Below are 25794 nucleotides of genomic sequence, written 5' to 3' on the forward strand. Positions count from 1 at the left end.
TTCAAAAGTTAAGGTTGGTTTAACAGTTCGCCCCTACGGCGATAAATGGGTCTAGCAATAAATCGTCGGCGTCGCATTCGCTACTGCGCGGCCCCAGCCACATACTCCAGCCCAGTTGGGCATAGCCGTTCATACTGCGCTTATCCTGTTGCGGCGGAACACCCAGAGCCATTTCCGGCGGTACTTCTGCGCATTTCAATACCAATTGGGCATCCCACACGTACTCATCGCCGACGTAATTCCTTACGGTAGACTTGACTTGTTCGAACAATACCGCGCCCGGCAACAATGCCAGATAATCGGCCAACGCCATCGGCCCCAGTACGACCTTGAATTTGTGCTGACAACCCCAGACCGAAGCACCCAGTAAGGCGGTTTGGCCTAAGCTGGCAATTTCGGGAGTTGCACCCAAACGGGTTTGTTCGGCCGGTTGGATGTCCATCCACTCGCCAACGAACTCCTCGATACGCACTCCCAGCCCCAGGACATCGGCAATCACGGCGCGCAATCCGTCGGGATGTTTGGTTTGGACGGAAAAATGGCCGGCGTAAAACAGTTTCGCCCGATCCGCCAGCGCATCCCGCTGCTGGAAAGCCTCTCCGGCAACGCCCGCCAAGCTACCCACATAAAAAGCAAAGCGGTCGGTGTGCGGCCGATCGTAATGCACTTCCGGTCGAGCATTGGCCCAAGCCCGGTAAAACAGGCTGATCATGCGATGGTGAAACACATCGGCAAACCGGGCCAGGGTCGGGTCGTGATGGTGGCGCGCACGTTGCCGGGCGTATTCGGTCAAATGCAAGGGCAACGGACCGTTCGGGCCGAACAATCCCATAAAGTTGACTGCCAGCCGGGGCTTTGCCGAATTAGCACTCTCGGCGACGTAAGCCGAGATGGCCGACGCCGGAAATTCCAATCCGGGTTCCTGAGACAAGCGGATCGCATCGTCCCCGGCTTTCAGACTTTCTCCCAAGCGCGGCTTGTCCGGGTGCAAGGTTTCTATCAAACGCAAAGCTTCGAAAAAATCGAAGCGATCCGCGGCTTGCCGCAATTCGTCGATCAAAACGTTTGGCGGCATCCCATCCTCACCGGCCATCTGGCCACTTCGCCGCGGTCGGTAGTGCGAATCGCGGTTTCGACGAAGGAATTGATCGACACGTAACGGGCAAAGAACTGCTCCAGCACGGTACCCATTAAGAAATACCCGCCGCCTTCGAAGGCCGATTCGTCGAGTAAGACCGATATTTCCAGACCGCGACCGAACACCATCGGCCCTTTGGAATCGATGCGCCTGACTACATTCTTCGAGCTAACCGAAATAACGCCCTCGATTTGCTTCTTGATCGCCGGCTCGCGGCTTTCCGCATACAAGCCCAATAATTCCCGCAATGCGGCGGCGCCGGTTTTCTGATCGCTGTCGATCAAGGACAAGTAATTCAGCGACAAATGGTTGATCAAGCGCCACACCGTATCCGACTCGTAGGCTGCCGGTAGCGGCCGGGTTGGCCCGGCGATACAACGGATCGATTTGACCGGCGCACTGATCTGGAGCGTAAAGTCGGTATCGCCCAAACCAACCGGCATGACCAAAGGCAAATCGCGGTTGGTGCAGAGCGTCTCGACGCCCAACTGCGCCAATTTGGTGGAATAGGGGGCCTCGGTCGCGTCGACCAGGGCGATAAACACTTCGCTGCCGATGTAGCTGGAACGCACGCCTTTGCGGCGCTGTTTGGACGACAACACCCGCTTCGTCCGCCTTAGCGCATAAAATGCGGTTTCAGCCTGATTCTGGTACGCCGATTTGGAACCGTAGAACGGCAGAAATGGTTGCTCGCCGGCTTGGTCATTTCCGTAACCGCAAACCTCGTTAACGCTGTACACTTCGAAATCCATCGGCCGGCTGCGGTCGACTACCAAATGGTATTCGGACTGGCGATGGTCGACGTGCATGCGGTCGGCGCGCTTCGGGAACAAATTGATAGCCGGCGCGCAAAACAGCGCCAAATTGTTCTGGTCCAACGCGTTGACCAGTTGCAAATCGCTCCGGTCCAACAGCACGAACAGCTCCAGTTCCTCGCTATCGCAGGTCGCCGTCAACTGATTCAACCGCTCCAACTCGACAAACAGGTAGCGATCCGGAAACGCGAAATATTCCTGCAATATCCGGTAACCGTCGAACGAGCGCGGCGTTTGCCTGAGCAACGCCTCTTCCTGATTGAAGCCCATGCCACGCGCCACTCGGCCGTTGGCGTATTCGAAACCATGGGACGCGCCGACTTTGAATTTTGCGGCCAAGCCCACCGCGTTGGCCAAAAACTGCTCGTACAAGCGGTAAGGAATATTGCCGGAACCGCGCAAGAACAAGGGCAAGTTTTGCAGCGGCATCTTGCTGAACTTAATGCCGCCGACCGTACGCAACACGATGCGGAATGCGGCCTTGACCGTCGGCGGATAGCGTCCCGGTGTCAGCCCGCTGCTGGAAATCGCCGCCAAACTGGGCAAATATTCCAATTGCGCCAGTTGCAGCGGCCAAAGTTGCACCGGTTGCGAAGTCCTATATTCGCAGGCGGTTTGTTCGCCTTTCGCAATCAAGCTGCGCAGCACAGTATCCTTAGCAATGGTCAATCCTTCCGCTAACGCCGCCTCGGCCAGATCCGGCTTGAATTCCACCACCGTCATCGACGGCGTCGCCGACAAATAATGCGGATAGACGATTTGCAATAACTGCTGGGTAAAATTCGGAAACTCGGCGTCGACTTTAAGCTGTACCCGCGCCGCCATGAAGGCAAAGCCTTCGAACAGCCGTTCGACATAAGGATCGGAACACTCGAAGGTATCCAGGCCCAGGCGACCGGCAATTTTCGGAAATTCGGCGGCGAATTCGGCCCCGACTTCCCGCACGTATTGCAATTCGCGGTTGTAGTATTTCAGCAGTTTCGGATCCATTGCCGCTTAATCCAATTCCTGAATACTCATTTCCCCGGTCTCCAGATCAAGGTCGCTACGGATAAACAAATGAATCGGCAAGGGCTGCGCCCACAGGTCGCCTTCGATAGTAAAAGACAGGGCTTTGTTGCTCATTTCCTCATCGTCCTTCACCAGTTCCACCGATAGCGAATCCGGCAGGATGCGCGGTTCGAAACTGGCTATCGCCTGTTTAACCTTTTTCTGGATCTGTTTGGCATCGATCCCTGTTACCGATACGCCGGAAAACACCGGCGAACCGAAGTTCAAAACCGAATTCGCCACGCACGGGTAGTCGCCGAGATCGATCATGCTTTCCAAGGCCGCCGTGTTCAGCAGCCAACTTAAATCGCGCAGTACGCTTTGCCGGAGCTGGCGCATCGACATGACGCGCTGTTCCCGGCTTTCTTTTTGGTTCTCCGGCGCATCGTCGGTCAAGCGGTCCAACAAGGACGGCTGTAACCGCTCAGCGTGAAGCAAATCGGCCATTATTGCGGTTCCGTTGCGGCGGCCAGTTCGATGCTGCGCACATCCAACAGCGCATAATCGTCGACATCGGTCGCCAATAAACGTTGGCCAAGGCCGTGCGCAGCGTCTGCCGCCACCGACTGCCAGTCGGTGAGTCGAGACAGGCGAATCCGGACATCGTCGGCCAGTTCCGAACCGGGGTAACGCGACGGAATAAAGCCTTCGGCTTCGCCACCGTTAACCCAGGTGAAATGGGCTGGCAGCCAGACCAAATCGCGCAAGTCGGTCGGCTGTTCCAACTGAATCTTGCTGATTTGCATGAAGGGAATCCAATAATAACGGCCATTGATAATCGCCTCCAGACTGGGACCGAGCCGAACGTCGGCATCAGCAATCCAGGCGAATGGGGTACCGTCGATGGAGCCGGGCGTAGCCGGCGCCTGTTGCATGGCACGGCCGCGTAATTCCGCTGCGAGGGGGTGGTTGCCGTCACTTTCCAATTTCAACGCTTCCAGCATCAGGGCCATCCATTCCTGCGGTTGGCCGAAAATCAGTGGTGTGGTGCGGGCGGCAAATACTTCCTTACGCAAGGCCTCGCACTGTAAAACCTGCTCGTAGGTGCTGACCATCAGTAGAGTGGATGCATCCAGATCGCGCAACACGTTGAGTTGGTTGAGAGCCTTGTCCCACCAGCCCGATACGCAGTACAACTGGAACAATAAAACCCGCAGTTTGGCGTCCGCCGGATTCTGGCGAATCTGTTGCTGCGTTTGCTGCAAAGCGGGATCCAGTTCTCCGTTTGCGATCAGTTGCGAAACACTGAGCATGACTTCTCCAATAGATCGGAAAAATATCCCCGGCAACGCAAACGCTGCCGGGGACGGCGATTAAAAGGTTTGGTTTTTCTTCAAGTCCCAGCCTTTGAACGCGCCGGCGGTAGCTGATTTGCCTTCGCCGAAGGTGCTGTACTTCATTTTGGCCTGGTTGAAGTTGAGGGAGATCGATTCAGAGGGACGCTCGCCGCCGCTGCTTTGGCTATAGCCGCTGACGATGGCTTCCGAAAGTTCGATCTCCAAATAGACCTGTTGTTTGGTATCGGCACCGCCGGTTTGAATGAAATGAATCGTCGCAGTGCCCAAGCTTTTGCCGCAAATGGCCTGCATCCACAAGTCCACTGAGGCAACGTCCATGCTTTTGGTGATGGCCACTTCCGAAAAAGACGGATTGCTGGTATCCCGGTCTTTACCGGCGCCGCTGGTGCTGATCGCACGGCCTACGCCCCATGACAGGGAATCAATCGTGATCCAATCCGCGTGGCCCTCGACGGTACTGTCGCCTTTAATTTCGGTTGCAAATTTCAATAAAATCATACTGCTCTCCTTTCCACTTTGGTCATTAAAACAAACGGGTATGCCACCCGGGATTTATAGGTCCCGGCAATGCGGGATTTATAAAATTTCTTGCCGCTCACCGCGGCGAGCCGAATGCTCATCACAACAATCCGCAAGGCATCCGGCTCGATCGAGCAATCCAATTTATCCTTTCTGCGACGGCAATTTAGATGTCAGACGCAAAGACACCGTCAGACCTTCCAATTGGTAATGCGGCCGCAAGAAAAACTTGGATTGGTAGTAGCCGGGATTCCCTTCCACTTCCTCCACCACCACTTCGGCGCCGGCCAAAGGCCGTCTCGCTTTGTCTTTCTCGGTAGCAACGGCAGGATTGGTCAGCACGTATTGGCTGATCCAGGTATTCAACCAGGACTCCATATCCTCCCTTTCCTTGAAAGAACCGATCTTGTCGCGGACGATGCATTTCAGATAATGGGCGAAGCGGCAGGTCGCGAACAGGTAAGGCAGACGCGCGGCCAAATTGGCGTTGGCGGTTGCATCCGGATCTTCGTATTCGGCCGGTTTTTGTAAGGACTGTGCGCCAATAAACGCGGCAAAGTCGGTATTCTTCTTATGCAGCAACGGCATGAATCCGCTTTTCGCCAGTTCCGCTTCGCGGCGGTCGGTAATCGCGATTTCGGTCGGGCATTTCATATCGACGCCGCCGTCGTCGGTCGGAAACGAATGCACCGGCAAACCTTCCACTGCACCGCCGGACTCGACGCCGCGAATCTGCGAACACCAGCCGTAATATTTGAACGAGCGGTTGATGTTGACCGCCATCGCGTAGGCCGCGTTCGACCAGGTATATTTGCCGCTGTCGGCTCCGGAGGTATCTTCTTCAAAATCGAATTCTTCGACCGGATCGGTTTTGGAGCCGTAAGGCAAACGGCTCAGGAAGCGCGGCATTGCCAAACCGATATAGCGTGAATCGTCCGATTCGCGTAGCGACCGCCACGCGGCGTACTCGGGCGTTTGGAAAATTTTGGTCAAGTCGCGCGGATTGGCGAGTTCAGACCAGCTTTCCATTTGCAACACTGAAGGCGCGACACCGGAGATAAAAGGCGTATGCGCCGAAGCGCTGATCTTCGCCATCTCGCCGAGCAATTCGACGTCTTGCGGGCTGTGGTCGAAATGGTAATCGCCGACCAAACAACCGAAAGGTTCGCCACCGAAGGTGCCGTATTCTTCTTCGTACAGTTTTTTGAACAGTGGACTTTGGTCCCAGGCGGTCCCTTTGAATTTTTTCAGGGTTTTGCCCAGTTCGTTTTTGGAAATATTCAACACCTTGATTTTCAACATCTCGTCGGTTTCGGTGTTGTTAACCAGATAATGCAGTCCCCGCCATGCGCCTTCCAGTTTTTGGAAATCGGGGTGATGCAGGACCAAGTTCAACTGCTCGGTGATTTTTTGGTCCAGACTGGCGATGATGGCCTGGATCGATTTGATGGCATCGTCCGAAATTTTCGCGACGTCCTTCAAGGCGTATTGGGCCAGGGTCGCTACGGCGGTATTGACCTGATTCGCCGCCTCGGTACCCGGTTTGAACTCCTTGGCCAGCAATGCGGAGAAATCGTCGAACTCCAGGGTTTGGGTTGCACCTTGCGCGCTTTGCGATTCTAATTCTGCCATGGCTTATTCCCCTTGCCCTTCGGTGGTTTCAGCTCCGGATTCGGCTGGCTTGGCCGATGCCGCCAAGGTTTGCAGCAAGGTCGGATCGTTAATTAGTTTGGCGATCAGTTCTTCGGCGCCGGTTTTGCCGTCCATGTAAGTGATCAGATTCGACAGCTGAGTTCTGGCCTCCAGGATTTTATCCAGACCGGCGACCTTTTTCGCGACCGCGGCCGGCGAGAAATCGTCCATGCTTTCAAAGGTGATATCGACGCTCAAATTGCCTTCGCCGGTCAGGGTATTGGCGACCTGGAACGCAACGCGCGGCTTCATCGATTTCAAACGATCGTTGAAATTGTCGACGTCGATTTCCAGCAATTTGCGGTCGGCCACGGGAGCCAACGGTTCGGAAGGCTTGCCGGACAAATCGGACATCACCCCCATCACAAACGGCAACTGTACCTTCTTCTCCGAACCATACAATTCGACATCGTATTCAATCTGCACCCGGGGCGCCCGGTTTCGCTGTATAAATTTCTGACTACTCTCAGCCATGTTCTTCTCCAGTTGAAATAGTAAACAACAGTAACACTTTAGTTCAGATCGGGACCTTTGATTAGATCAATTTGCGACAGCGCATCCGGCATCAGGTTATTGACTATGCTGAGGAAATCCGCGGTAGCAAGATACTTGGCACGTTGCAACAAAATAGGCACCGGGCTAGAAGGCTCGTAGTCGGCGTAATATTTGCAGAGCAAGTCTAACGTCCGAACGACATCCGCACGCGACTCTATCGCCCCGGACACTTGTTTGACTTTAGCCGGGGCGCTGCCACCGGTTGCGCCGACTTCGTCTTGCTCGGCATTCTGTTCGGTGCTTTCGGCTTCGCTTTCCAGTCGGCTGCCGGCGAGTTGGTCGAACTGGTAACTGATTTCTTTAAGTAAGGATCGGAGCGCCGACAAATTGGCGCCCTGGCCAACACCTACTTTTTCGCTGACAAAATTCTCTAACTGCGCCACGCTGGCAATACTCTCGCCGATCGCCCGGAACGTTGCGCCCAATTCCTCACCGTCCACATCCAAAAATGCGGCCTTGATGGCGTTGATATCGGGTTTGGCAACGCCTTCCGGCGGCTCCAACTTATCGGTCGCATACTGAATGTCGCGTAAACAGAAACGGCCTACGGCTTTGGATTCGACCAGCGGCGTCAAACTTAAGGGCCGGATGATCCAATCGAAATTCACTAACTCTTCGATGATATTGATCCGCAACGTCGGATCCAGGCCGTCGTCCGGGTCGAGTTGCGGGTGAATGCTATCCCAATACCGATTCACCGACTCCTGCAACAGACCGAGCCCGTCGCGAAAACCGGTCAAGCCTTCCAACGGAATCAACGCTCTGATCAAGTACAAAATCACCTGCAGATCTCTGGATCTCTCCAACAATGCCAGGGTTTGTTTTTGGATATCGCGCCAGTTGGGCGGCATCGCTTTTTCGCCGGTAAACTGATTTTCGGGCGTGCCCTGAATATCGGTGTCCAACGCAATCCGGGCGGCGTCATATTCCAAGTTGTCGCCGCAGGGGTTATCCGGGCTTATTTCGTTTAACAAGCCTGATAAATCGGCCATGTTCTATTCTCCAAATCGGTAAAATCCAGCACCAGCGGCAAACAAGGCAGCCGAGCCGCAACTAGCGTTGCGATCCGAAAATGCGGCCATGGCGCAACTGATTATTAACCCATCAGGGTTACAAATTTACGTCGCCTAACATAATTCCCGGCATGCTCTACCCAGATTGCGGCGCTTCCAGTGTAGCCGCTTTTACGACGCGTGCCGAAAATCGAAATAAACGTGCTTGCCGGATTCATCGCTCATTCGAATTGAGCAATCGGCGCTCAACGATAGGGACTATCACAATTAATATGCCAACCAAGCCGGCTTATCGGCAATCAAAAGCTAAGCGATTGAAAGATAATAATTATTGAAATAGCGCATAAAGTCGGGACCTGCCAGGCGATCAAGTCTAAACGCACAGTTGGCACGATATGTCGTACCCGATACGGGATTTGGTAAATTGAGGTGGGGACTAACGGCCAACACCGGCCAGCCGTCTGGCGTGGGTAAAAGTCTGGGACAGGGCTTTCAGCCGAATTGGGCGACAACGACCGTGATGTTGTCCCTACCGCTGCGCGCCAAGGCCTGATCGATCAGACTATCAGTGGCTTCCCGACAATCGCCGAGCGCCAGCGAAGCGGCGATTTCGGCTTCACTCAATTCTTTGTCCAAGCCATCGCTACACAGTAAGTAACGGTCGCCCGCCTCGGCCCGGAATCTCAGCACATCCAAAACCAGATCCTGCTGTCCACCCACGGCACGGGTAATCACATTCGCTCCGACCTGCTGCTCGGCCACTTCCCGAGTCATCAAGCCTGAATCCATCAATTCGTCTAATAGCGTGTGATCGCGGGTCAGTTGCCGGAATCGCCCTCCGCGCAGTTGGTACAGCCGGCTATCCCCCGCCCAAATCGCGGCGCATTCCGCCGCGCAGGCCAGAAGCGCCACAACCGTGGTACCGATGATGTCGCCCTGCTGCAGGCCGGAGGCAAAACGGCGTAGATCTTCGTTGATCTTTTGCAAACGCGCTAATGCCGCTTCTATTTGTCCGTCTAAACTCTCAGTGGGCGCCATGGCCGATAGACTGTCAACCACCAGCCGGCTGGCCAGGTCACCTGACTGGTGTCCTCCCATACCATCGGCAACGACCCATAGCCCTTGCGTCGGGGAATTCAGCATCGCATCCTCGTTGTGTTTGCGCTTATTGCCAACCACGCTTACACCATGGGAAGACCAGCTCGGAGTAGCCGGGGGCGATTCGGCAGCCATTTCGGTCTTTGTCACGACCGCCGGATTGATCTGACGAGATTCCAAAGTTTGTTTATGGCTGTGTAATTGCCAGGAGCGCGTGGTTTGCGGGATGCCTTTTAAAAAATCGGCATATGTCTCGATGGGCGGCAAACCTTCGCAACACAACAGATTGGCAGGGCCGGCCTGGGTGCCGGCCGAAGACCACACGCTGTAGCACGTTAAAAACCTCGCCATCAAGGCTTGGCTCAAGTACGGATACGCCAACCCGCTTTGCGATAAATCACGCATTTCGAAGCCAACGGCCCACTTACCTTGGGGTTGGCGGAAATCCGCATCAGAATTGCCTTGAAAATAATGGGCCGGACCGTGCCGGTTCCAGGAAATACTTGATACCGCTGCGTCGAATGCCTCCAAATCGAAGGACTCGCCCAAAACTGACAGCGCCACATCCTCCAATTGCGCGAACCAATCCGTCTCCGGCAGGAACAAACCCATCACGGCGTCGCTCGGCACCGGCTGCGCCAAAGTCAACGGGTAATAGCGTCCGACCCGGTCGACACTGGGCATCATCACGCCAGCCCAGGCAGTGTTGCCGCAAACTCCGGGGCCGAGGGCGAAACGCCACAAAGGACTGACCAAAAACGACGATAGCCACTTGTCGCCCAGCGAATCCTGACTGGCGCGCAACGACGATTGCAACCATTGGTCCCAGGGCTCGATGAATTGGCGGGGCAAGCGCCGGCTAACAAAATCGCCCAAGCTAGGAACTTTGCCGAAAAAACCGACTGTTGCCGGTTCGACATTCGTCACAAGGCCTCCGGGCAGCGGAAGCTTTGGTATTCGCTAATGCCGAACGGATTGTTTACGCTCGCGGCGTGCAATTCGAAACGGGCGCTGAGGCCTTCTACTTGCACGGTCAGATTGAAGCGGTCAGGCAGGCCTGTCGGCTCAATGTTGAATTCATCAAACATACGAAACAGCGCCCAGGCCCCGTCTTTGGCACGGCTGACTTGTTTGCCGTCCAGGGTTTCGAATACCACTCGCACTCCGGCGCTGTTATTGCTTCCCGGCCATTGAAATTTAGTCAGCTGTTCCGGCCCGTGGCGATAGACCAATTCCTGGCCTTCGACATTCAGCCGGAAAGTCCCGACCCGGTCGTCTAAGGACAGCGGCTTCAATTCAAACTGGACTTGCGGCACGGCACCGCCACCCGGGAAAAACGCATCGCGGATTTTGGCGGCAATCTGGAATTGGCGAATGCTGGCCGGGGCCAAGCCCAGAGCGTTATCGGATTTAAGTTCTTGCCACTGCACAGCGGCAATATCGACGAAAGGTTTCAAATTGGCATTGAAAAACTGGTCGACGATACCGTTAGCCGCAAACACCTTGCCAAAATCGGCCAACAACACATCCTGAGGCGTATTTTTCGCAAATGGATAGCGGCCGGACAAGGCAGCCTTACAGGGAATTGCTACGGCGGTTTTCAACATTTCGTTGAGCTGGTTTTTTGCACCGCTCTTGATTTGTTGACCGCCAGTGGCGGTCAAGGCGTTTAAAGAGGCCGCAATAGGCCCCGGTAAGCGGGCGAATTCCATCTTCGCCGCCTGCAGCGGATCAATGCCGCCGCCTGCGGCTTTGGCAGCTTCGGTGGATAGAGCCTGGCCGCCGGCATTGCTGGCCGAGCCGATTTGCATCAAATAGTCATGCAGATTTTTAATACTGGAGAGCGCCGAAGCGATCGGCGCCGGACGGTCGGCACCGCCGCGCACTTGCGCGTTAAACGGCTCGAAATAAGCTTCTAACGCTTTAACCGGATCGATGCCTTGCTCGTTCTGTTTGGCCATCGCCAACAATTTCTGGGTAGCGGCCTCCGGCACCGCGACAGCGCCGGCGGCTTTGCTCAGGCTGTCGGCCAAGTCTGCCGAGAGTTTGCTCAGTGAAGTATTTTTTTCGACCAACTCCAGCAACAATTTCAACGGCGAGTCCGGTCTGGACAACAGATCCAGTGTGTCGACCAGCTGGCTGGTCCCGGCTTGCGGCCGGAATTTGACCGCGGCCAAGACGCCATCCCAGGCTTTTTGATAATCGGCCAGATACAACCGTTTGAAATCGCCGTACAAGCGGTCGATTTCGGTCAAGGAATTGCCGGTTTCGACACCCAATACCCAGTTCTGTTCGCTGGCTTCCTTGACGTAAGACATACCCTTTTTCAAAAACAGCTCGGTATAGCCATAAGCGGTGAACACCCCGGGCACCACGATTGAGTCCAACTCTTTGCCATTGGCCGCAACGAAAACCCGGCCGCCATTTGGCGCCAATTGGGCGGCAACGATCAAATCGTGGCTATGGTCAAACAAAGCCTCGCTTTTAAAGCGACTGTAGACTTGATTGACCAACGGTATTTGGCTCAGTTTGTTGCGAACCGCGCCGACAAAGTTGTTATCGATCGCGGCAGGATCCAACGGCAAAGCCAGCAAATTATCCAAATGGGTCTGCAATTTCGCTTGAGTTTCCGGATCGGTGGCGAACATTTGTTCCCAATCCAGCTTGATCCAGGGCTGAGCCACCTTGACATCCATCCGTTGGGGTTCGCCGAACATCAGATAAACTCGCAATAACTGGTATAACACATCCAGGTTGCTACCTTCGTCGCTCTGCATGCGTTGTTGCAAGCGCTGGACGATCTGTACCGCAAAGCCCTCCCTCAACAAGCGCTGGTAGGCCATGTCCACACCGGAGCCGATCTTGTCGCCTTGATCCAATCCAAAACCTGTACTCCAGCCGGCTTGGCGATAAACATCGCCCGCCGCCTGCAGTGCGTTTAGCTTCGGCAACAAGGCCAAAAATCCGCTTCGGGCGTCTTGAGCGACGATATTACTGGCACGGTAGGCTTCGATTTGTTTGTCGACGTCGGCTATCGCCATTTTATTGGCGGTAAAACTGATTGACCAAACAATGGTGGCGATTGCAACAAACGCAAAGGTAGCGCCGTAGGCGGCAAACGTCATCAGGCGATATCGGCGCTCCACCCGCGGATCGGTGCCGACCAGGTCCGCTTCCGGAAACACCACCTGTTTCAACAATTTGGTCAGAAAATAACTTTTGCCGCGGCCACTCAATAAAGGAACTGCTTGGCGCTCGAGTCTAAAACTGGCGGCCAGCGCCGACATGATGCGGTCGATAGGGGTGCCTTCCTGGGTGCCGCTGCTGAAGTACACGCCGCGCAATAGAAACGGTTCTTCATAACGATTGGTGGAAAACGTAGCCTGCAAAAAATCGGTAGCAACGGTTTTGAACAGCATCATTTGCTGCGGGAAATCGAAAATGGCCGCTCGCCGCTGAACATCACGTTCTTCCTGCATCCGTTTCAGACGCCGCTGAGTCAGTCGCTCAATCAACTCGTCGTAACCACGTCCGAATTGCTGGATGTGTTCGGCCGGATTGTCGGTGGCCATTTCGGTACGCAGAAAAGTTTCGCCCCATACTTGGCTGCGTTCGTCTTCGGTCAAGTTGGCGAAAAAGTCGTTAAAACCTGCAATTAAGTCGGCTTTGGTAAACAACACGTAAACCGGTAACTGAACACCCAAGCGGTCGTTCAACTCCATGATCCGGCGCCTGACCGCCGCCGCATGCTGCCGCAATTCTTCTTCCGACTGTTGCATCAAGTCGCTGACGCTGACCGCGACGAATACGCCGTTTAATGGCCGGCGCGGCCGGTATTTTTTAAGCAACAGCAGGAAACCCTGCCAAGCGGACGCATCCACCTCTTTATGACTATCTTGCGTGGTGTAGCGGCCGGCGGTATCCAGCAATATCGCTTCGTCGGAAAACCACCAATCGCAATCGCGGGTACCGCTGACGCCTTTCACCGAATGCGTACCCAAACGCTCGGCCAACGGGAAGTGCAAACCGGAATTGATCAATGCTGTCGTTTTACCGGACCCCGGCGCACCGATAATTGCATACCAAGGCATTTCGTACAGAAATTGGGTACTTCGCTGTTGCTTACCCCCACTAGTTTTCAACAACGCTAACGCTTGTTCAAAACCTCGGCCTAAGATATCCAACTCTGCGGTGGCGGCGGCTTCCGTATCGTTAGCACTATCATTGCCCTCCTTTCCGGCCAAATCGGCCATCAGCTTATGGTCGCGTTGTTGCGAGAAGCGGTAGGCCAATAGCCGATAAATCAGCCAGACAAATACTAATACCCCGATCGTTATTCCTCTGGCCAATTCAGATTCCAACGGCGCGACACCGGCAATTGCCACCAGCGGCCCGATAAACCAGATCATTAGCGATAGGAACAGTATGCCGATCAGTTCCAACACCCATTTATGTTTGAAGAAATTGAATATCCGTTCCACGAGCAGTTCTCACTTAATCAGGATGTCGACACGGCGGTTAAGCGCGCGATGTTCTGCGCTGTCGTTGGGCACCAGCGGCTCTCCATCTGCGCGCCCCTCGGCCCGGGCGGTTCCGCGCAACTGAGCGGAAGCGACCAAAATAGCCAATACATTCTTGGCTCGCGCCGTCGACAAATGCCAATTGGAGGGAAACCGGGCTGACACGATGGGTTTATCATCTGTATGCCCGGTGACGAGTATCGAGTCTTGCTGATTCTCGAGTTCCTTAGCGATCTTTTTCAACATCGGAATGAATTCGGGTTTAACCTGATCGCTACCTGATGGAAATGAATTGCGGATACGGATAACGCTATCGTCGACTACTTCTACCATGTTGCTGGCGATCTCGTCGTGCAATAGCGGAATAAAACGTTGCGCCCGGTTTGGCATCGGCGATGGGCTCGCCGGGACGGCCGGCGCAGTAGACTCCAGCGCAGCCAGCGAAATCGGTTCCTTACTCAACTTGAGCAGTTCTTTGTAGGTTGGATCTGAGGCGGCGTTGATAAAGAACACAAAGCCCAAATAACACAGCAAGGCCAATCCGGCCGCTATGGTTGCGAACACCCATAAAGGGATACGGTTTAGCAGCGGCTGTACTGCTGTTTTCTGGCCTTGCCAGCGAGGTGACAATTCCGGCGGGCTGTCTCCGCGAACGCGTTGGATCAATTGGTATAGTTCAAGCCGTTGCTTTTCCAACTCGTTCATACCGTTAGCCATGATTCGGTATTTGCCTTCGAAACCGAAACTCAATAAAACATAACAAAGCTCGATCAAAGCCAAATTTTGTGCAGGTTGTCTTACCAATTGATCGAGAATCTGAAAAAATCGCTCTCCCCCCCAGGCTTCCTTGTGAAACACGATCAACAAGCTTTGATGCCCCCAATTGCTTTGTGATCCCCACGGGGTGTTCTGGATAATTTCGTCGAGAAAGGCACAAAGGCCATAGCTGGCGATACGCACTTGCTCTTGTTGTAAACCTGAGGCAAGTGCACGGTTCTCGAATTCGCTGAGTTCCTTAGCGAGTTTTTGTTTTAATTCGTCGATTGCCGAATACGCGACCATTGTCTTTAATCTGGCGGCCAGCGAAAGTAGGCCGGCAGCCAAATCCAAGAACGAAGCGGATGCCGATAACGTCAACGCGCTTATTGGCGGCAGATTTTGAAAACTGGCAGGTGGCGGGGTTACCGATTTTTGTACAGCCCGACTGATCGTGGCGGAGTCAGGCATACGCCCGCCCGGCGACGGGCGTAACACGGTTTTGTCGTCATCACCGAATGGACCATTTTGCGTCATTGCAGCCTACCCTTTTTTAATTGCCCAAAACTCCAGTTCCAGACCTGGAAAATTGCCGCCGATATGAAAAGCAAATCCGCCCGATTCGGCCATTTTTTTCCAATAAGGACTTTGTTTATCGAGCTCGAAATATGAACATCCTGCGTGGTATGGCAATTGCCTCGGCGCAACCGGCAGTGGATGGATAGAAATTCCAGGCAATGCGGCGGTGACCAATTGCGTTATCTCTTCAACCGGACCGATCTTAACCTGGGGCGGGAAATGCATACGCAGCATTTCCGAGGATACTTGAGCATTGGCAGCGAGTATATAGATCGCATTTTCCAGTAGTCTTACATCTGGGCGACCGGAGTAATAAACCGATTGACTGTGTTTGGTGAGCGGTATTTGAATCGCGTTTTGCTCCAATACCATGCTCAGCAAACGCCGCAACTCGTCGATTAATGGAATGAAATTGCAACGCAAATCGTCATGTTGATAAGGCGGAATGGCGATCGGTCTCTTGCTTGAACGATAAAAAGTCGCCAGATCGCCCATTAGCTGTAAACATAGAGAAAATAGGCTTTCCGGATGCAGCGAGCTGTCTGCTGCTAAATGTTCGAGTAACGGTTCGTAGCGGTTAATCGTTTGCAACAACATGAAATCCGCTACTTCGGCCACAGCGGCACCATGTGAGGCACCCGCCACTCGGGTTGCTAACGCCTCACCGCGAGTATGCAGCAATCCCTGCAACTCGCGTACAAAACCAGCTAGGATACGGCTAGCCATAGATTGCAGCGTCACAGGGATATATTTTTCATCCAACACGACGGTTTTGTCCGCCCGTACTTCAACGATATTCGCAATCCCCAAACACAAATATCCGGAGCGCTCTTGCGAACTCAACAACAACTTCGGACGTATACTCGCTATTTGGACCGGATAACGTCCATCATATCCAGCGTTATTATCTCTGACGTCCCGATGGTTTAGACGATAGCGTGCTAACCCATCGGGGTTTTGCTCGCTATCGACTTCAACACCATCAGGTCGCTGCAACGGCAAAGATAAGTAAACGATTTCATTACTGGTACCTGGCGGGACGTCTAAAGGTAATGGCAATTCATCTTCGTGTGGCAAATAAAATGGGGTACCGTCTTGAAAGATACCCCTCGCCTCGCTCAAGCAAATCTTACCTATTGCCAATTGGGCGATGTCAATCTCGATTGTCGAAAAACCCCAGTCGTGCGCTCTGATTCCACGGCAACGTCCATCGACCAGTGCTTCCAGATAACGGTCGTGTTGCTGAAAGTGTTGAGGCCGGAGGAACATGCCTTCAGTCCAAACAATCTTATTGTTGATAGACATACTCTGTTGATCTCGGTTATAGGCTTAAGATGGGAATTTAATCAGGCTAAAGCTCAGCGCCGGCTAAACAAATTCATCTGCTTCTCGTATGCGTCAGCAAATTCATCCCCAAAAAACTCATTGACCGCCAAGGACTTTAATTCCGGATATTTTTCGCAATAAAGCTCCCAACATCTCGCCTTCTTCTGAAACACTAATCCTTCACCCAACGTTTTCTCAAAGGTATCCGGTTCGAATCTTCTCATCATTTCGGCAAGAGAAGCTTGAATACCCGCGGTAATCGCCATCTGGTGATACTTGATATCTCTAAATGCTTCTGCTACTGCGACATCCGGGGAGATGAATGCCGGGTTATTCGGCGATAGCATGAGTTTAAGCACGCTTTCTACATCAGGATTGAATTTTAGCGGGTTATTTTCAGTTGACCGGATTGTCGTTACAGAAACACGAAATTCACTTTTCATTTCTGCGCGTGCCCGCAGAACGTCCATCAAGCCTTCAATCAAATTTCTGAAGAGTTGGCCAGCCGAAATCATCGCTTGGCGGCGCTGCGATTCTTGCAAAAAATCTGTGTCGCTAATCCCCGCACCTTGCAAAAAACATTTGAGCAATTCGCTATTGTCGATTGCGCCTGGATGGCTTGCGTTAACACTGCTAACCTCCTCTTGCCTATCTCGAGAGACACTGCTCGCTTGCGGTAACTCAGGCGCTATTCGATCTGCCTGCTCGGTCAACTCTATCCCCGATAGAGGGGATACATCTTGTGGAAAATTTTCAACGGCGAATCGCTTATCGATTGAGGCTGCACCATTGACAACAGGTATGTCAAAAGGTCTGGGATCCTCCAGCGCATCTAACCCTTTCAGAAATTGGGCAATATCTTTAGCCGGTTGAACTGGCGGTGCTGAATTTTCCATCAAGACGTTAGGCACCGAAAAACTGTCTTGAAACGCTTGACTCGGCGGAAATTGTCTATCAGTGTCTTCCGGGAGTTTCTCGAGTCCGACCGAAACCGATTCAGTGCCAAAAGGTGCTCCCGCCTCCGTCATGATAGCCTGAGAGAAAGGCCCCCTATCGAACTCGGAAAAATCGATAGCTGAAATATCCGCAGGATCACTGTCTATTTCAACTAAAACCTCATATTCGCCTATTCGCAAAACTTCTTTGTCATTTAATGTAATCGATTCGCCATTCAGTTGGACATTAGCATTAACCAAATACGTACCGTTTTTACTAATATCTTTTAATTGATATTGCCCATTGTTATACAAAATTTCGGCATGACGACCTGATACAAAATTTTCCGGATCGCCTAACACCAGGGTGTTTTCTTTTTTCCTGCCTATTGCCCCACCCGATTGATTAAACTCGGCGACTACATTATCAGTTAATCTAGTACCTTTATATGAGATCACTACTAATCTTAGCGTCACGACCAAGTTCCTATATCAGACAATTGTATTAATATAGTATTAGGCAGAGAATTGGCAAATGCATTTGCTTGGAAAACTCCCGACTCGCTTTTGCTAATTTTGCCAACATCACATCCCATCAATAATTAAGCTTATCTCTCAGACTATCTTGCGGTTTCCGAATAAGTGATCTAGAACGGGCGCCATTACTTATTTTGAGCTTCTTCTGTAGAAGAAACTAGATTGGACATACAATCAACCACACTTTCTACATAATTAGAATGCGCTTCCGAGAGCTTCTTTGCGTCGCCAAACTCTTGCCTTAACTCATCTAGGCTTTTTTTGGGGTCGCTAGCTTTATTGAGCTGCAACATCTTTGTATAGTTTTTATACGCTTGCCTACGCAATGGATCCAAAAAAAACAATCCCGGCATATTTGACGATGAAGTTTGGACTACGCATTTTGTCATCTTTTCGGGCGCTATTTTGTAGTCATTAATATCTTTATCTCCTTTCATCTGTTCCAACACCACATTTTGATATTCTTCCTTTTCCGCACACCCCACCAATAAAAATAACGCACAAACTAACATTACTTTCTTCATCTCTGTACTCTTAAACTCAAATATTCATTCCGATTAAAACATTGATTTATGTGTTCTATCAGAAATTTACTCCAAAAAAAACCCCCGCTATCTTTCAATAGCGGGGGTTTGTTTTTCAATCCTAAGTTTTTACAAACCTAGAACACTTTCAAATATTAGATGAAAGTTGGGATCAGCGGAGCGTCAACAGTTACCAATTGACGGTTGCCGTTTGCATCCCAGAAGAACAACAAGCCAGCAAAACGGCTGTCTGGGTCATAGATCAAGTCAGCCAGACGGTAAACTTCCCAAGCAGCATCAGAAGCGGTAACTTCGATAGTGCGGGTTTCACCTGGAGCCAGCGGGCTGTTATCGCTAACAGACAAGCCTTCTTCGGCCAACAAGTCATCAGGATAGTTGGTGTCGTCTTCGTGAACAGCAGGGTCCAAGAAGCGAACGCCAGCAGTGTTGAACTCACCCAAACGAATAGCAGAATCGCCATTGTTTGTAACGGTCAAGGTCATTTGCATTGCACGACCAGGAACACGATAGGTAGCATCATCAACTTTTACAGAAACAGTTGACTCAGGCATTTGGTAAGTTTTCATACCACGCAACAAACCAGCTTGCAACGGAGTAGTAACAGGGTATTTTTCATTAGTAGAAGCCATAGAAGCCGCTACGATTACCATGGTACCAACAGCGAACAACATACCGACTTTTTTGTCACCAGCTGAGATCAAAGAATCTGCTTTGCCAGTGCTTACAGCGATATGGCGTGGAACGAAGATAGGACGTTTGATCCAGAACAGCAACCATGCGAACGCAATTGCGAACCATACAGCGTGCCAGAAGTAAACGTTATCCAGAGCGTAGTTTTCCAAGTTGATGGTTTGACCAGTCAAAGTGGTTACTGGGTTTACGAACTCGCTCATAGAACCAGTTACAGTTACCCATTTACCAGGACCGATGATTGGACCACCGCCTTGTACGTTCATCATTGAGTGAACGTGCCAGTCGCCAGGACGACGAGCTTTCAACAGAACTTTAAACTCATAAACTTCACCGAGTTCCAAAGAAACTGAACGAGGAACCAGTTGACCACCGATCCAAGAACCAGCACGAATAAATACTGGACCAGGGATACCAACGTTCAAGAATGAAACTTCTGGTTTATCAACAGTTTCTGGCCAGCCTGCGAATACCAGGAATTTACCAGAAATTGTCATTGTATCGTTGACAGCCACTTCTTCTTTTGACCAGTTCAGGTCAAACCAGTGAATAGTACGCATACGCATGAACGCAGCCTGTGACTTTTCACCATGAGCAGATGCTGCTGGAGCGTAGAACATCGCTGTTGCCATTGCAACCAACAGTGCGACAAAGGACAGTTTTGCAACTTTGTCTTTTATTATTTTCATATTTCCTCCTCTATTACTAGAGAAATTAAATTAAGACTTTTTGACGGCGACATATTGCCGCCAAGTTCATTTTCTTACTACTTCAAATTAAGAAGCGTCGTCAGCGATGAAGTCAGTTTTAGCAAACCAACGACCGAAGAAGTGCCACAAGAAGTAGATGATGATAGAAACGAAACCGGAGAAGAACGCTGATACAGGAGCAACGTCTTTACCGAAAGTTCTTAATGTACCTTTCTCAACCATACGGATGTACTCAGGTGTACCGGTACGTACGTAGTGGTAACCTTGCAAGTCAGCCAAAGTCATCATCATGCCGTTGTATTCAACAGGAACGTGCAACGGAGCGATAACAGGCCAGTTGCCTGGGTAGAACAACAAACCGTATGCCAAACCACCGATTACAGCGGTCAGAGTCATGCTGTTGCCCAACATCAGAACCACGTCCAGAACGATAGCGCCTGGCAGCAGGTTAGATGGGAAGCAAATATTAACTGGGAAGTAAGTCCAACCCCAGAAGTTCATGTAACGGTTGATCCACTCACCCACCATCAGAGCAACTACAGACAGAGTTGCACCAACTGGCAAACGGTATCTCCACCACAAGCAAGCTTGAACAGCCGCAGGGAATGTAATAGAAACGATAGGAGCTACAGTAACCCACAGACGTCTATCTTTCCAGTCGGTCCAGAAGTCCCAGTCACCACCGGTCAACATGTAGTGAATGTGATAGCCACCCAGAACCGCGGTGAACAGTGTAAAAAGAATCATCCAGTCAAACGTACGGGAAACTTGAACCGCTTCCGCACGAGAACGTACAGCTGATTGAGATGCGCTCATTAGCTTACCTCCTAAAGAATTAAAATTATATTTTTTTCACTTCTCTTTATCCTACCGCCACCAGCTAAAGCAGCGGCAGGAAAGGAGATAGTATTTTACTTTTTAAAGATAAGCTATTAAGCCAGATCTTTTTTCAGCAATTTTGCAATTGCCATTACTTCGGTGTTCACAACACCCATTACAGCAAGAGCAGCCCAACCAAAGAATACGAAACCGTAGTGCAATGGAGCAACGAACAACTCTTCCATAAACCAGAATGTGTGACCCCACTCATTCAAACCTACGTTAGGCAGAATCATGAAAGGACCAATAACCGCAACCAAGTACATCAGGTGCAGACCTTCATGGTATGTAGGCAGTCTTGTTTTTGCATACATAAAAGAAGCTGAACCAGTGATGATGTAGATCGGGTATGACAGGTAGAATTCAATGATATGACTTGGAGTAAAGTCGGTATCACGAACGATAGTTTGGTGCCAAGTACCGTCTTGCTCGGTGAAGTAAGAAGCACCCCAGTAGATAGCCCAACCGTAGCAAACCAACCAAGTCCAGTGTGTGAAATGACGACGCAATTCTTCACGTGGAGTGATTGACATTACTTTGCGATCACGAGTTTTCCAGATATAGCCGTTGATACCAGCAAACAACAGTACTTCGATAACGATCTCGATGTACAGCATGTTCATCCAGTATGTTTCAAACTCAGGCGCGAAAGAGTCAAGACCAGCAGACCAGCCGTAAACACCTTCATACCAACGAATGAATGAATAAAAAACCAAGTACAGAGCAACGCCTGCCCACAGGTTTTTTTGATTTAAAAGCGGTGCTTCCGCAGCATCAGCCTTAACTGATTCAGTTGTAGCAGCCATTTCTACCTCCTAAAAGATTATCTAAATCCCCGATCGAATCGGGAGTTCTTTGTTTTTCCTTATTACCAGACTTCTTTCGAAGACACCCACGTCCCTCAAGGTGCGAGGCAGTCTACCACCTAGCAAATTGTTGTCAAGACAATTTCAATTTTTTCCGGCACTCACATCAATAGCCTCCTCAACTTAGCTCTCGATACACTATTTTGCGGCCTACACCTTATAAACGCAGGGGCGGTTTCAGCTTAAAAAGCGACTTATATGCATTCATTGATGGCTTATACGACTGTCTTTAGTGCTTTGGCTTATAGCCCATCGCTCTTGTAGTAGCTATCCTCCGTCCCGATAGAAGGCATTGTCTAAACCCCAAAGCCCCCGATGCCGAATTCACCACGCTAAGTGGCGAGCGAATTGTGCTCGGAGAATTGGGCGGTCAGCCAGTATTGATCACATTTTGGGCGACCGACTGCCGGGCCTGTATCGAAGAAATTCCGGATTTAATCGCTTTGCACCAACAATTCGCCCACAAGGGTTTGCAAATAATTGCGGTAGCGATGCCTTACGAGATTCCCAGCCGAGTAAAGCAGTTGAGCGAAATGCGGAAATTGCCGTATGCAGTAGCCTTGGATATCGAAGGCGTCCATGCGAGGGCCTTTGGAGATGTATCGTTGACGCCCAGCAGTTTTTTGATTGACCGGGAAAGGAATGTCGTTTCCCGGGTGGTTGGTCGATTCAATTTAGCGGACTGGCGAGCACGAATTGCCGCAATGTAGTCGAATTGAACGACTCTCTAGGCGGATTAGCAGCCTTACGTGTCCCGTACCTGGATTGAGCCATCGCATGGCGCACGCAGCTGTGAGAAGAGTCTAGGCAAAAAAAAGCCCGTCTGAGACGGGCTTTATGTTTAAGAGCTTGGCGATGACCTACTTTCACATGGCAACCTGCCACACTATCATCGGCGCTAAGCGGTTTCACTTCCGAGTTCGGGATGGGATCGGGTGGTTCACGCTTGCTATGTTCACCAAGCAAACTGGTTAGGCTGTTGTTGCAGCCGTCATGCACAGGTTTCAAGCTTATTCGCTTGCCGGCTTTCGCCGTTAACCTGTTTTTCATGGAAATCTGTAGCGAGTTTGTCGTTCTCAGTTTGTTATCAGCAGTCAACTGCTACCCAAACGCATTGGGTGTTATATGGTCAAGCCTCACGGGCAATTAGTACACGTTAGCTACGCCCATTACTGGACTTCCACACCGTGCCTATCAACGTCGTCGTCTCCAACGGCCCTTCAGGGGACTTAAAGTCCCAGTGAGATCTCATCTTGGGAGGGGCTTCCCGCTTAGATGCTTTCAGCGGTTATCCTGTCCGAACGTGGCTACCCGGCAATGCCATTGGCATGACAACCGGAACACCAGAGGTTCGTCCACTTCGGTCCTCTCGTACTAGAAGCAGCTTCCCTCAAATCTCAAACGCCCACGGCAGATAGGGACCGAACTGTCTCACGACGTTCTGAACCCAGCTCGCGTACCACTTTAAATGGCGAACAGCCATACCCTTGGGACCTGCTTCAGCCCCAGGATGTGATGAGCCGACATCGAGGTGCCAAACACCGCCGTCGATATGAACTCTTGGGCGGTATCAGCCTGTTATCCCCGGCGTACCTTTTATCCGTTGAGCGATGGCCCTTCCATACAGAACCACCGGATCACTAAGACCTACTTTCGTACCTGCTCGACTTGTCCGTCTCGCAGTCAAGCACCCTTATGCCTTTGCACTCATTGCCTGATTTCCGACCAGGCTGAGGGTACCTTCGTGCTCCTCCGTTACTCTTTGGGAGGAGACCGCCCCAGTCAAACTACCCACCAGACACTGTCCCTAATCCAGATAATGGATCGAGGTTAGAACTCCAAACATACCAGGGTGGTATTTCAAGGATGGCTCCACAAGAACTGGCGTTCCTGCTTCACAGCCTCCCACCTATCCTACACAAGTAGGTTCAAAGTCCAGTGTCAAGCTATAGTAAAGGTGCACGGGGTCTTTCCGTCTAGCCGCGGGTACACTGCATCTTCACAGCGATTTCAATTTCACTGAGTCCCAGGTGGAGACAGTGTGGCCATCGTTACGCCATTCGTGCAGGTCGGAACTTACCCGACAAGGAATTTCGCTACCTTAGGACCGTTATAGTTACGGCCGCCGTTTACTGGGGCTTCGATCAAGAGCTTCTCCGAAGATAACCCCATCAATTAACCTTCCAGCACCGGGCAGGCGTCACACCCTATACGTCCACTTTCGTGTTTGCAGAGTGCTATGTTTTTGCTAAACAGTCGCAGCCACCGATTTTTTGCAACCGCCTTACGCTCCATCCGCGAGGGACTTAACTTATCAACGGCATACCTTCTCCCGAAGTTACGGTATCATTTTGCCTAGTTCCTTCACCTGGGTTCTCTCAAGCGCCTTAGAATTTTCATCCCACCCACCTGTGTCGGTTTAGGGTACGGCCACTAGTAACCTGAAGCTTAGAGGTTTTTCCTGGAAGCAGGGCATCTATCACTTCGCGTTTCTTTCGAGACACTCGTCATCACATCTCAGCATAAAGCACCCCGGATTTGCCTAAGGTACATGCCTACTTGCTTAAACGGCCACTTCCAACCGACCGCTGATATAGCCTTCTCCGTCACCCCATCGCAGTTACTACTGGTACAGGAATATTAACCTGTTTTCCATCGACTACGCATTTCTGCCTCGCCTTAGGTGCCGACTAACCCTGCGTCGATTAACGTTGCGCAGGAAACCTTGGGTTTACGGCGAGGGGGTTTTTCACCCCCTTTATCGTTACTTATGTCAGCATTCGCACTTCCGATACCTCCAGCCGACTTCTCAATCGACCTTCGCAGGCGTACGGAACGCTCCTCTACCACTCACGCAAAGCGTGAATCCGTAGCTTCGGTACTATGCTTAGCCCCGGTGAATCTTCCGCGCAGACCGACTCGACCAGTGAGCTATTACGCTTTCTTTAAAGGGTGGCTGCTTCTAAGCCAACCTCCTGGCTGTCTGTGCCTTTCCACATCGTTTCCCACTGAGCATAGATTTGGGGACCTTAGCTGACGGTCTGGGCTGTTTCCCTTTTCACGACGGACCTTATCACCCGCCGTGTGTCTCCCGTGCTGAAACTTGCTGGTATTCGGAGTTTGCATCGGGTTGGTAAGTCGGGATGACCCCCTAGCCGAAACAGTGCTCTACCCCCAGCAGTTATACACGAGGCGCTACCTAAATAGCTTTCGAGGAGAACCAGCTATCTCCGAGCTTGATTAGCCTTTCACTCCGATCCACAACTCATCCCCTACCTTTTCAACGGGAGTGGGTTCGGTCCTCCAGTGTGTGTTACCACACCTTCAACCTGGTCATGGATAGATCGCCCGGTTTCGGGTCTACACCTTGCGACTAAACGCCCTATTAAGACTCGGTTTCCCTACGCCTCCCCTATTCGGTTAAGCTTGCCACAAAATGTAAGTCGCTGACCCATTATACAAAAGGTACGCAGTCACCCCACGAAGGGGCTCCCACTGCTTGTACGCATACGGTTTCAGGTTCTATTTCACTCCGCTCTCCGCGGTTCTTTTCGCCTTTCCCTCACGGTACTGGTTCACTATCGGTCAGTAAGGAGTATTTAGCCTTGGAGGATGGTCCCCCCATATTCAGTCAACGTTTCACGTGCGCCGACCTACTCGATTTCATGCTGAAGACGTTTTCGTGTACGGGGCTATCACCCTGTATCGCCGGACTTTCCAGACCGTTCCACTAACGTCATCAACACTTAAGGGCTGGTCCCCGTTCGCTCGCCACTACTAAGGGAATCTCGGTTGATTTCTTTTCCTCCGGGTACTTAGATGTTTCAGTTCTCCGGGTTCGCTTCAGTGAGCTATGTATTCACTCAAAGATGACGAGGTTATCCTCGCCGGGTTTCCCCATTCAGACATCTCCGGATCACAGGCTGTTTGCCGCCTCCCCGAAGCTTTTCGCAGGCTACCACGTCTTTCATCGCCTCTTACTGCCTAGGCATCCACCGTATGCGCTTATTCACTTGACCATATAACCCGAATACGTCTGCTTTTACTTCGCTTCCGATTTTCATCTTCGGCTTCGTTAGGCTTACGATTTAAGTTATTTGTCAGCTGACATGTTCGCTGATGTTGCTTGAGAACGACTTGCTATTTACTTTCGGCGCTTATCTTTCGATAATCACTTCCGATAAACCGCAACTCGTTTCAGTTTTGATCGTTTCCGATCAAGACTTGGTTACAGATTTCCATATTGTTAAAGAGCGTATTGATCTAAGGATCA

At 51.5% G+C, this 25794-nt stretch carries 18 protein-coding genes and 2 rRNA genes; 1 reads left to right on the forward strand and 19 read right to left on the reverse strand.

The window, feature by feature from the left end; translation table 11 throughout:
- Positions 1-19 precede the first annotated feature (19 nt).
- From tssG to amoC, 17 genes are all read right to left on the reverse strand, one after another.
- Positions 20-1075, reverse strand: coding sequence for a type VI secretion system baseplate subunit TssG (gene tssG / locus PL263_RS12900; RefSeq protein WP_278209760.1), 1056 nt, complete (start codon positions 1073-1075; stop codon positions 20-22).
- Positions 1057-2943 carry a type VI secretion system baseplate subunit TssF gene (gene tssF / locus PL263_RS12905; protein WP_278209761.1) on the reverse strand — a complete coding sequence of 629 codons (1887 nt, stop codon included), beginning with the start codon at positions 2941-2943 and terminating at the stop codon, positions 1057-1059. Before tssF ends, tssG begins: the two co-directional genes overlap by 19 nt.
- A gap of 6 nt (positions 2944-2949) precedes the next feature.
- Positions 2950-3450 (reverse strand): type VI secretion system baseplate subunit TssE, encoded by a 501-nt coding sequence (gene tssE / locus PL263_RS12910; protein WP_278209762.1) that lies wholly within the window; start codon positions 3448-3450, stop codon positions 2950-2952.
- A complete protein-coding gene (locus PL263_RS12915; RefSeq protein WP_278209763.1) occupies positions 3450-4256 on the reverse strand; it encodes a type VI secretion system accessory protein TagJ in 807 nt (268 codons plus the stop codon). The genes tssE and PL263_RS12915 overlap by 1 nt, the downstream gene beginning before the upstream one ends.
- 60 nt (positions 4257-4316) lie before the next feature.
- The gene (locus PL263_RS12920; protein WP_278209764.1) at positions 4317-4799 is read right to left on the reverse strand and encodes a type VI secretion system tube protein Hcp; all 483 of its coding nucleotides are present in this window, start codon (positions 4797-4799) and stop codon (positions 4317-4319) included.
- Between the two features lie 165 nt (positions 4800-4964).
- Complete coding sequence (gene tssC, locus PL263_RS12925; protein ID WP_278209765.1) at positions 4965-6452, reverse strand: type VI secretion system contractile sheath large subunit; 1488 nt, start codon at positions 6450-6452, stop codon at positions 4965-4967.
- Positions 6453-6455: 3 nt separating this feature from the next.
- Positions 6456-6938 carry a type VI secretion system contractile sheath small subunit gene (gene tssB / locus PL263_RS12930; protein ID WP_278209766.1) on the reverse strand — a complete coding sequence of 161 codons (483 nt, stop codon included), beginning with the start codon at positions 6936-6938 and terminating at the stop codon, positions 6456-6458.
- Between the two features lie 86 nt (positions 6939-7024).
- Positions 7025-8059 carry a type VI secretion system protein TssA gene (tssA, locus tag PL263_RS12935; protein WP_278209767.1) on the reverse strand — a complete coding sequence of 345 codons (1035 nt, stop codon included), beginning with the start codon at positions 8057-8059 and terminating at the stop codon, positions 7025-7027.
- A 513-nt stretch (positions 8060-8572) separates the two neighbouring features.
- On the reverse strand, positions 8573-10105 hold the full coding sequence (gene tagF / locus PL263_RS12940) for a type VI secretion system-associated protein TagF (protein WP_278209768.1): 1533 nt from the start codon (positions 10103-10105) through the stop codon (positions 8573-8575).
- A complete protein-coding gene (gene tssM, locus PL263_RS12945) occupies positions 10102-13659 on the reverse strand; it encodes a type VI secretion system membrane subunit TssM (protein WP_278209769.1) in 3558 nt (1185 codons plus the stop codon). The genes tagF and tssM overlap by 4 nt, the downstream gene beginning before the upstream one ends.
- 9 nt (positions 13660-13668) lie before the next feature.
- Positions 13669-14808, reverse strand: coding sequence for a type IVB secretion system protein IcmH/DotU (icmH, locus tag PL263_RS12950; RefSeq protein ID WP_278209770.1), 1140 nt, complete (start codon positions 14806-14808; stop codon positions 13669-13671).
- 189 nt (positions 14809-14997) lie between these two features.
- A complete protein-coding gene (gene tssK / locus PL263_RS12955; protein WP_278209772.1) occupies positions 14998-16338 on the reverse strand; it encodes a type VI secretion system baseplate subunit TssK in 1341 nt (446 codons plus the stop codon).
- 53 nt (positions 16339-16391) lie between these two features.
- Entirely contained in the window at positions 16392-17771 is a 1380-nt protein-coding gene (gene tagH, locus PL263_RS12960) for a type VI secretion system-associated FHA domain protein TagH (RefSeq protein WP_278209773.1), read from the reverse strand.
- Between the two features lie 185 nt (positions 17772-17956).
- Complete coding sequence (locus PL263_RS12965) at positions 17957-18355, reverse strand: hypothetical protein (RefSeq protein ID WP_140912026.1); 399 nt, start codon at positions 18353-18355, stop codon at positions 17957-17959.
- Positions 18356-18510: 155 nt separating this feature from the next.
- A complete protein-coding gene (amoB, locus tag PL263_RS12970; RefSeq protein ID WP_140912025.1) occupies positions 18511-19755 on the reverse strand; it encodes a bacterial ammonia monooxygenase, subunit AmoB in 1245 nt (414 codons plus the stop codon).
- An 87-nt stretch (positions 19756-19842) separates the two neighbouring features.
- Positions 19843-20592, reverse strand: coding sequence for a bacterial ammonia monooxygenase, subunit AmoA (gene amoA / locus PL263_RS12975; RefSeq protein WP_140912024.1), 750 nt, complete (start codon positions 20590-20592; stop codon positions 19843-19845).
- A 116-nt stretch (positions 20593-20708) separates the two neighbouring features.
- Positions 20709-21461, reverse strand: a complete 753-nt coding sequence (gene amoC, locus PL263_RS12980; protein ID WP_140912023.1) for a bacterial ammonia monooxygenase, subunit AmoC — start codon at positions 21459-21461, stop codon at positions 20709-20711.
- A 410-nt stretch (positions 21462-21871) separates the two neighbouring features.
- Here amoC and PL263_RS12985 point away from each other — a divergent pair, with 410 nt between their 5' ends.
- Positions 21872-22231 (forward strand): TlpA disulfide reductase family protein, encoded by a 360-nt coding sequence (locus tag PL263_RS12985; RefSeq protein ID WP_278209774.1) that lies wholly within the window; start codon positions 21872-21874, stop codon positions 22229-22231.
- Between the two features lie 137 nt (positions 22232-22368).
- On the opposite strand, the gene rrf is transcribed toward PL263_RS12985, so the two are convergent.
- Positions 22369-22484: ribosomal RNA gene (rrf, locus tag PL263_RS12990) — 5S ribosomal RNA — on the reverse strand.
- Positions 22485-22646: 162 nt separating this feature from the next.
- Positions 22647-25540 (reverse strand): 23S ribosomal RNA (locus PL263_RS12995).
- Between the last annotated feature and the right edge of the window lie 254 nt (positions 25541-25794).

The organism is Methylomonas sp. EFPC3 (genome assembly GCF_029643245.1).
GTDB classification, from domain to species: Bacteria; Pseudomonadota; Gammaproteobacteria; order Methylococcales; family Methylomonadaceae; genus Methylomonas; species Methylomonas koyamae_B.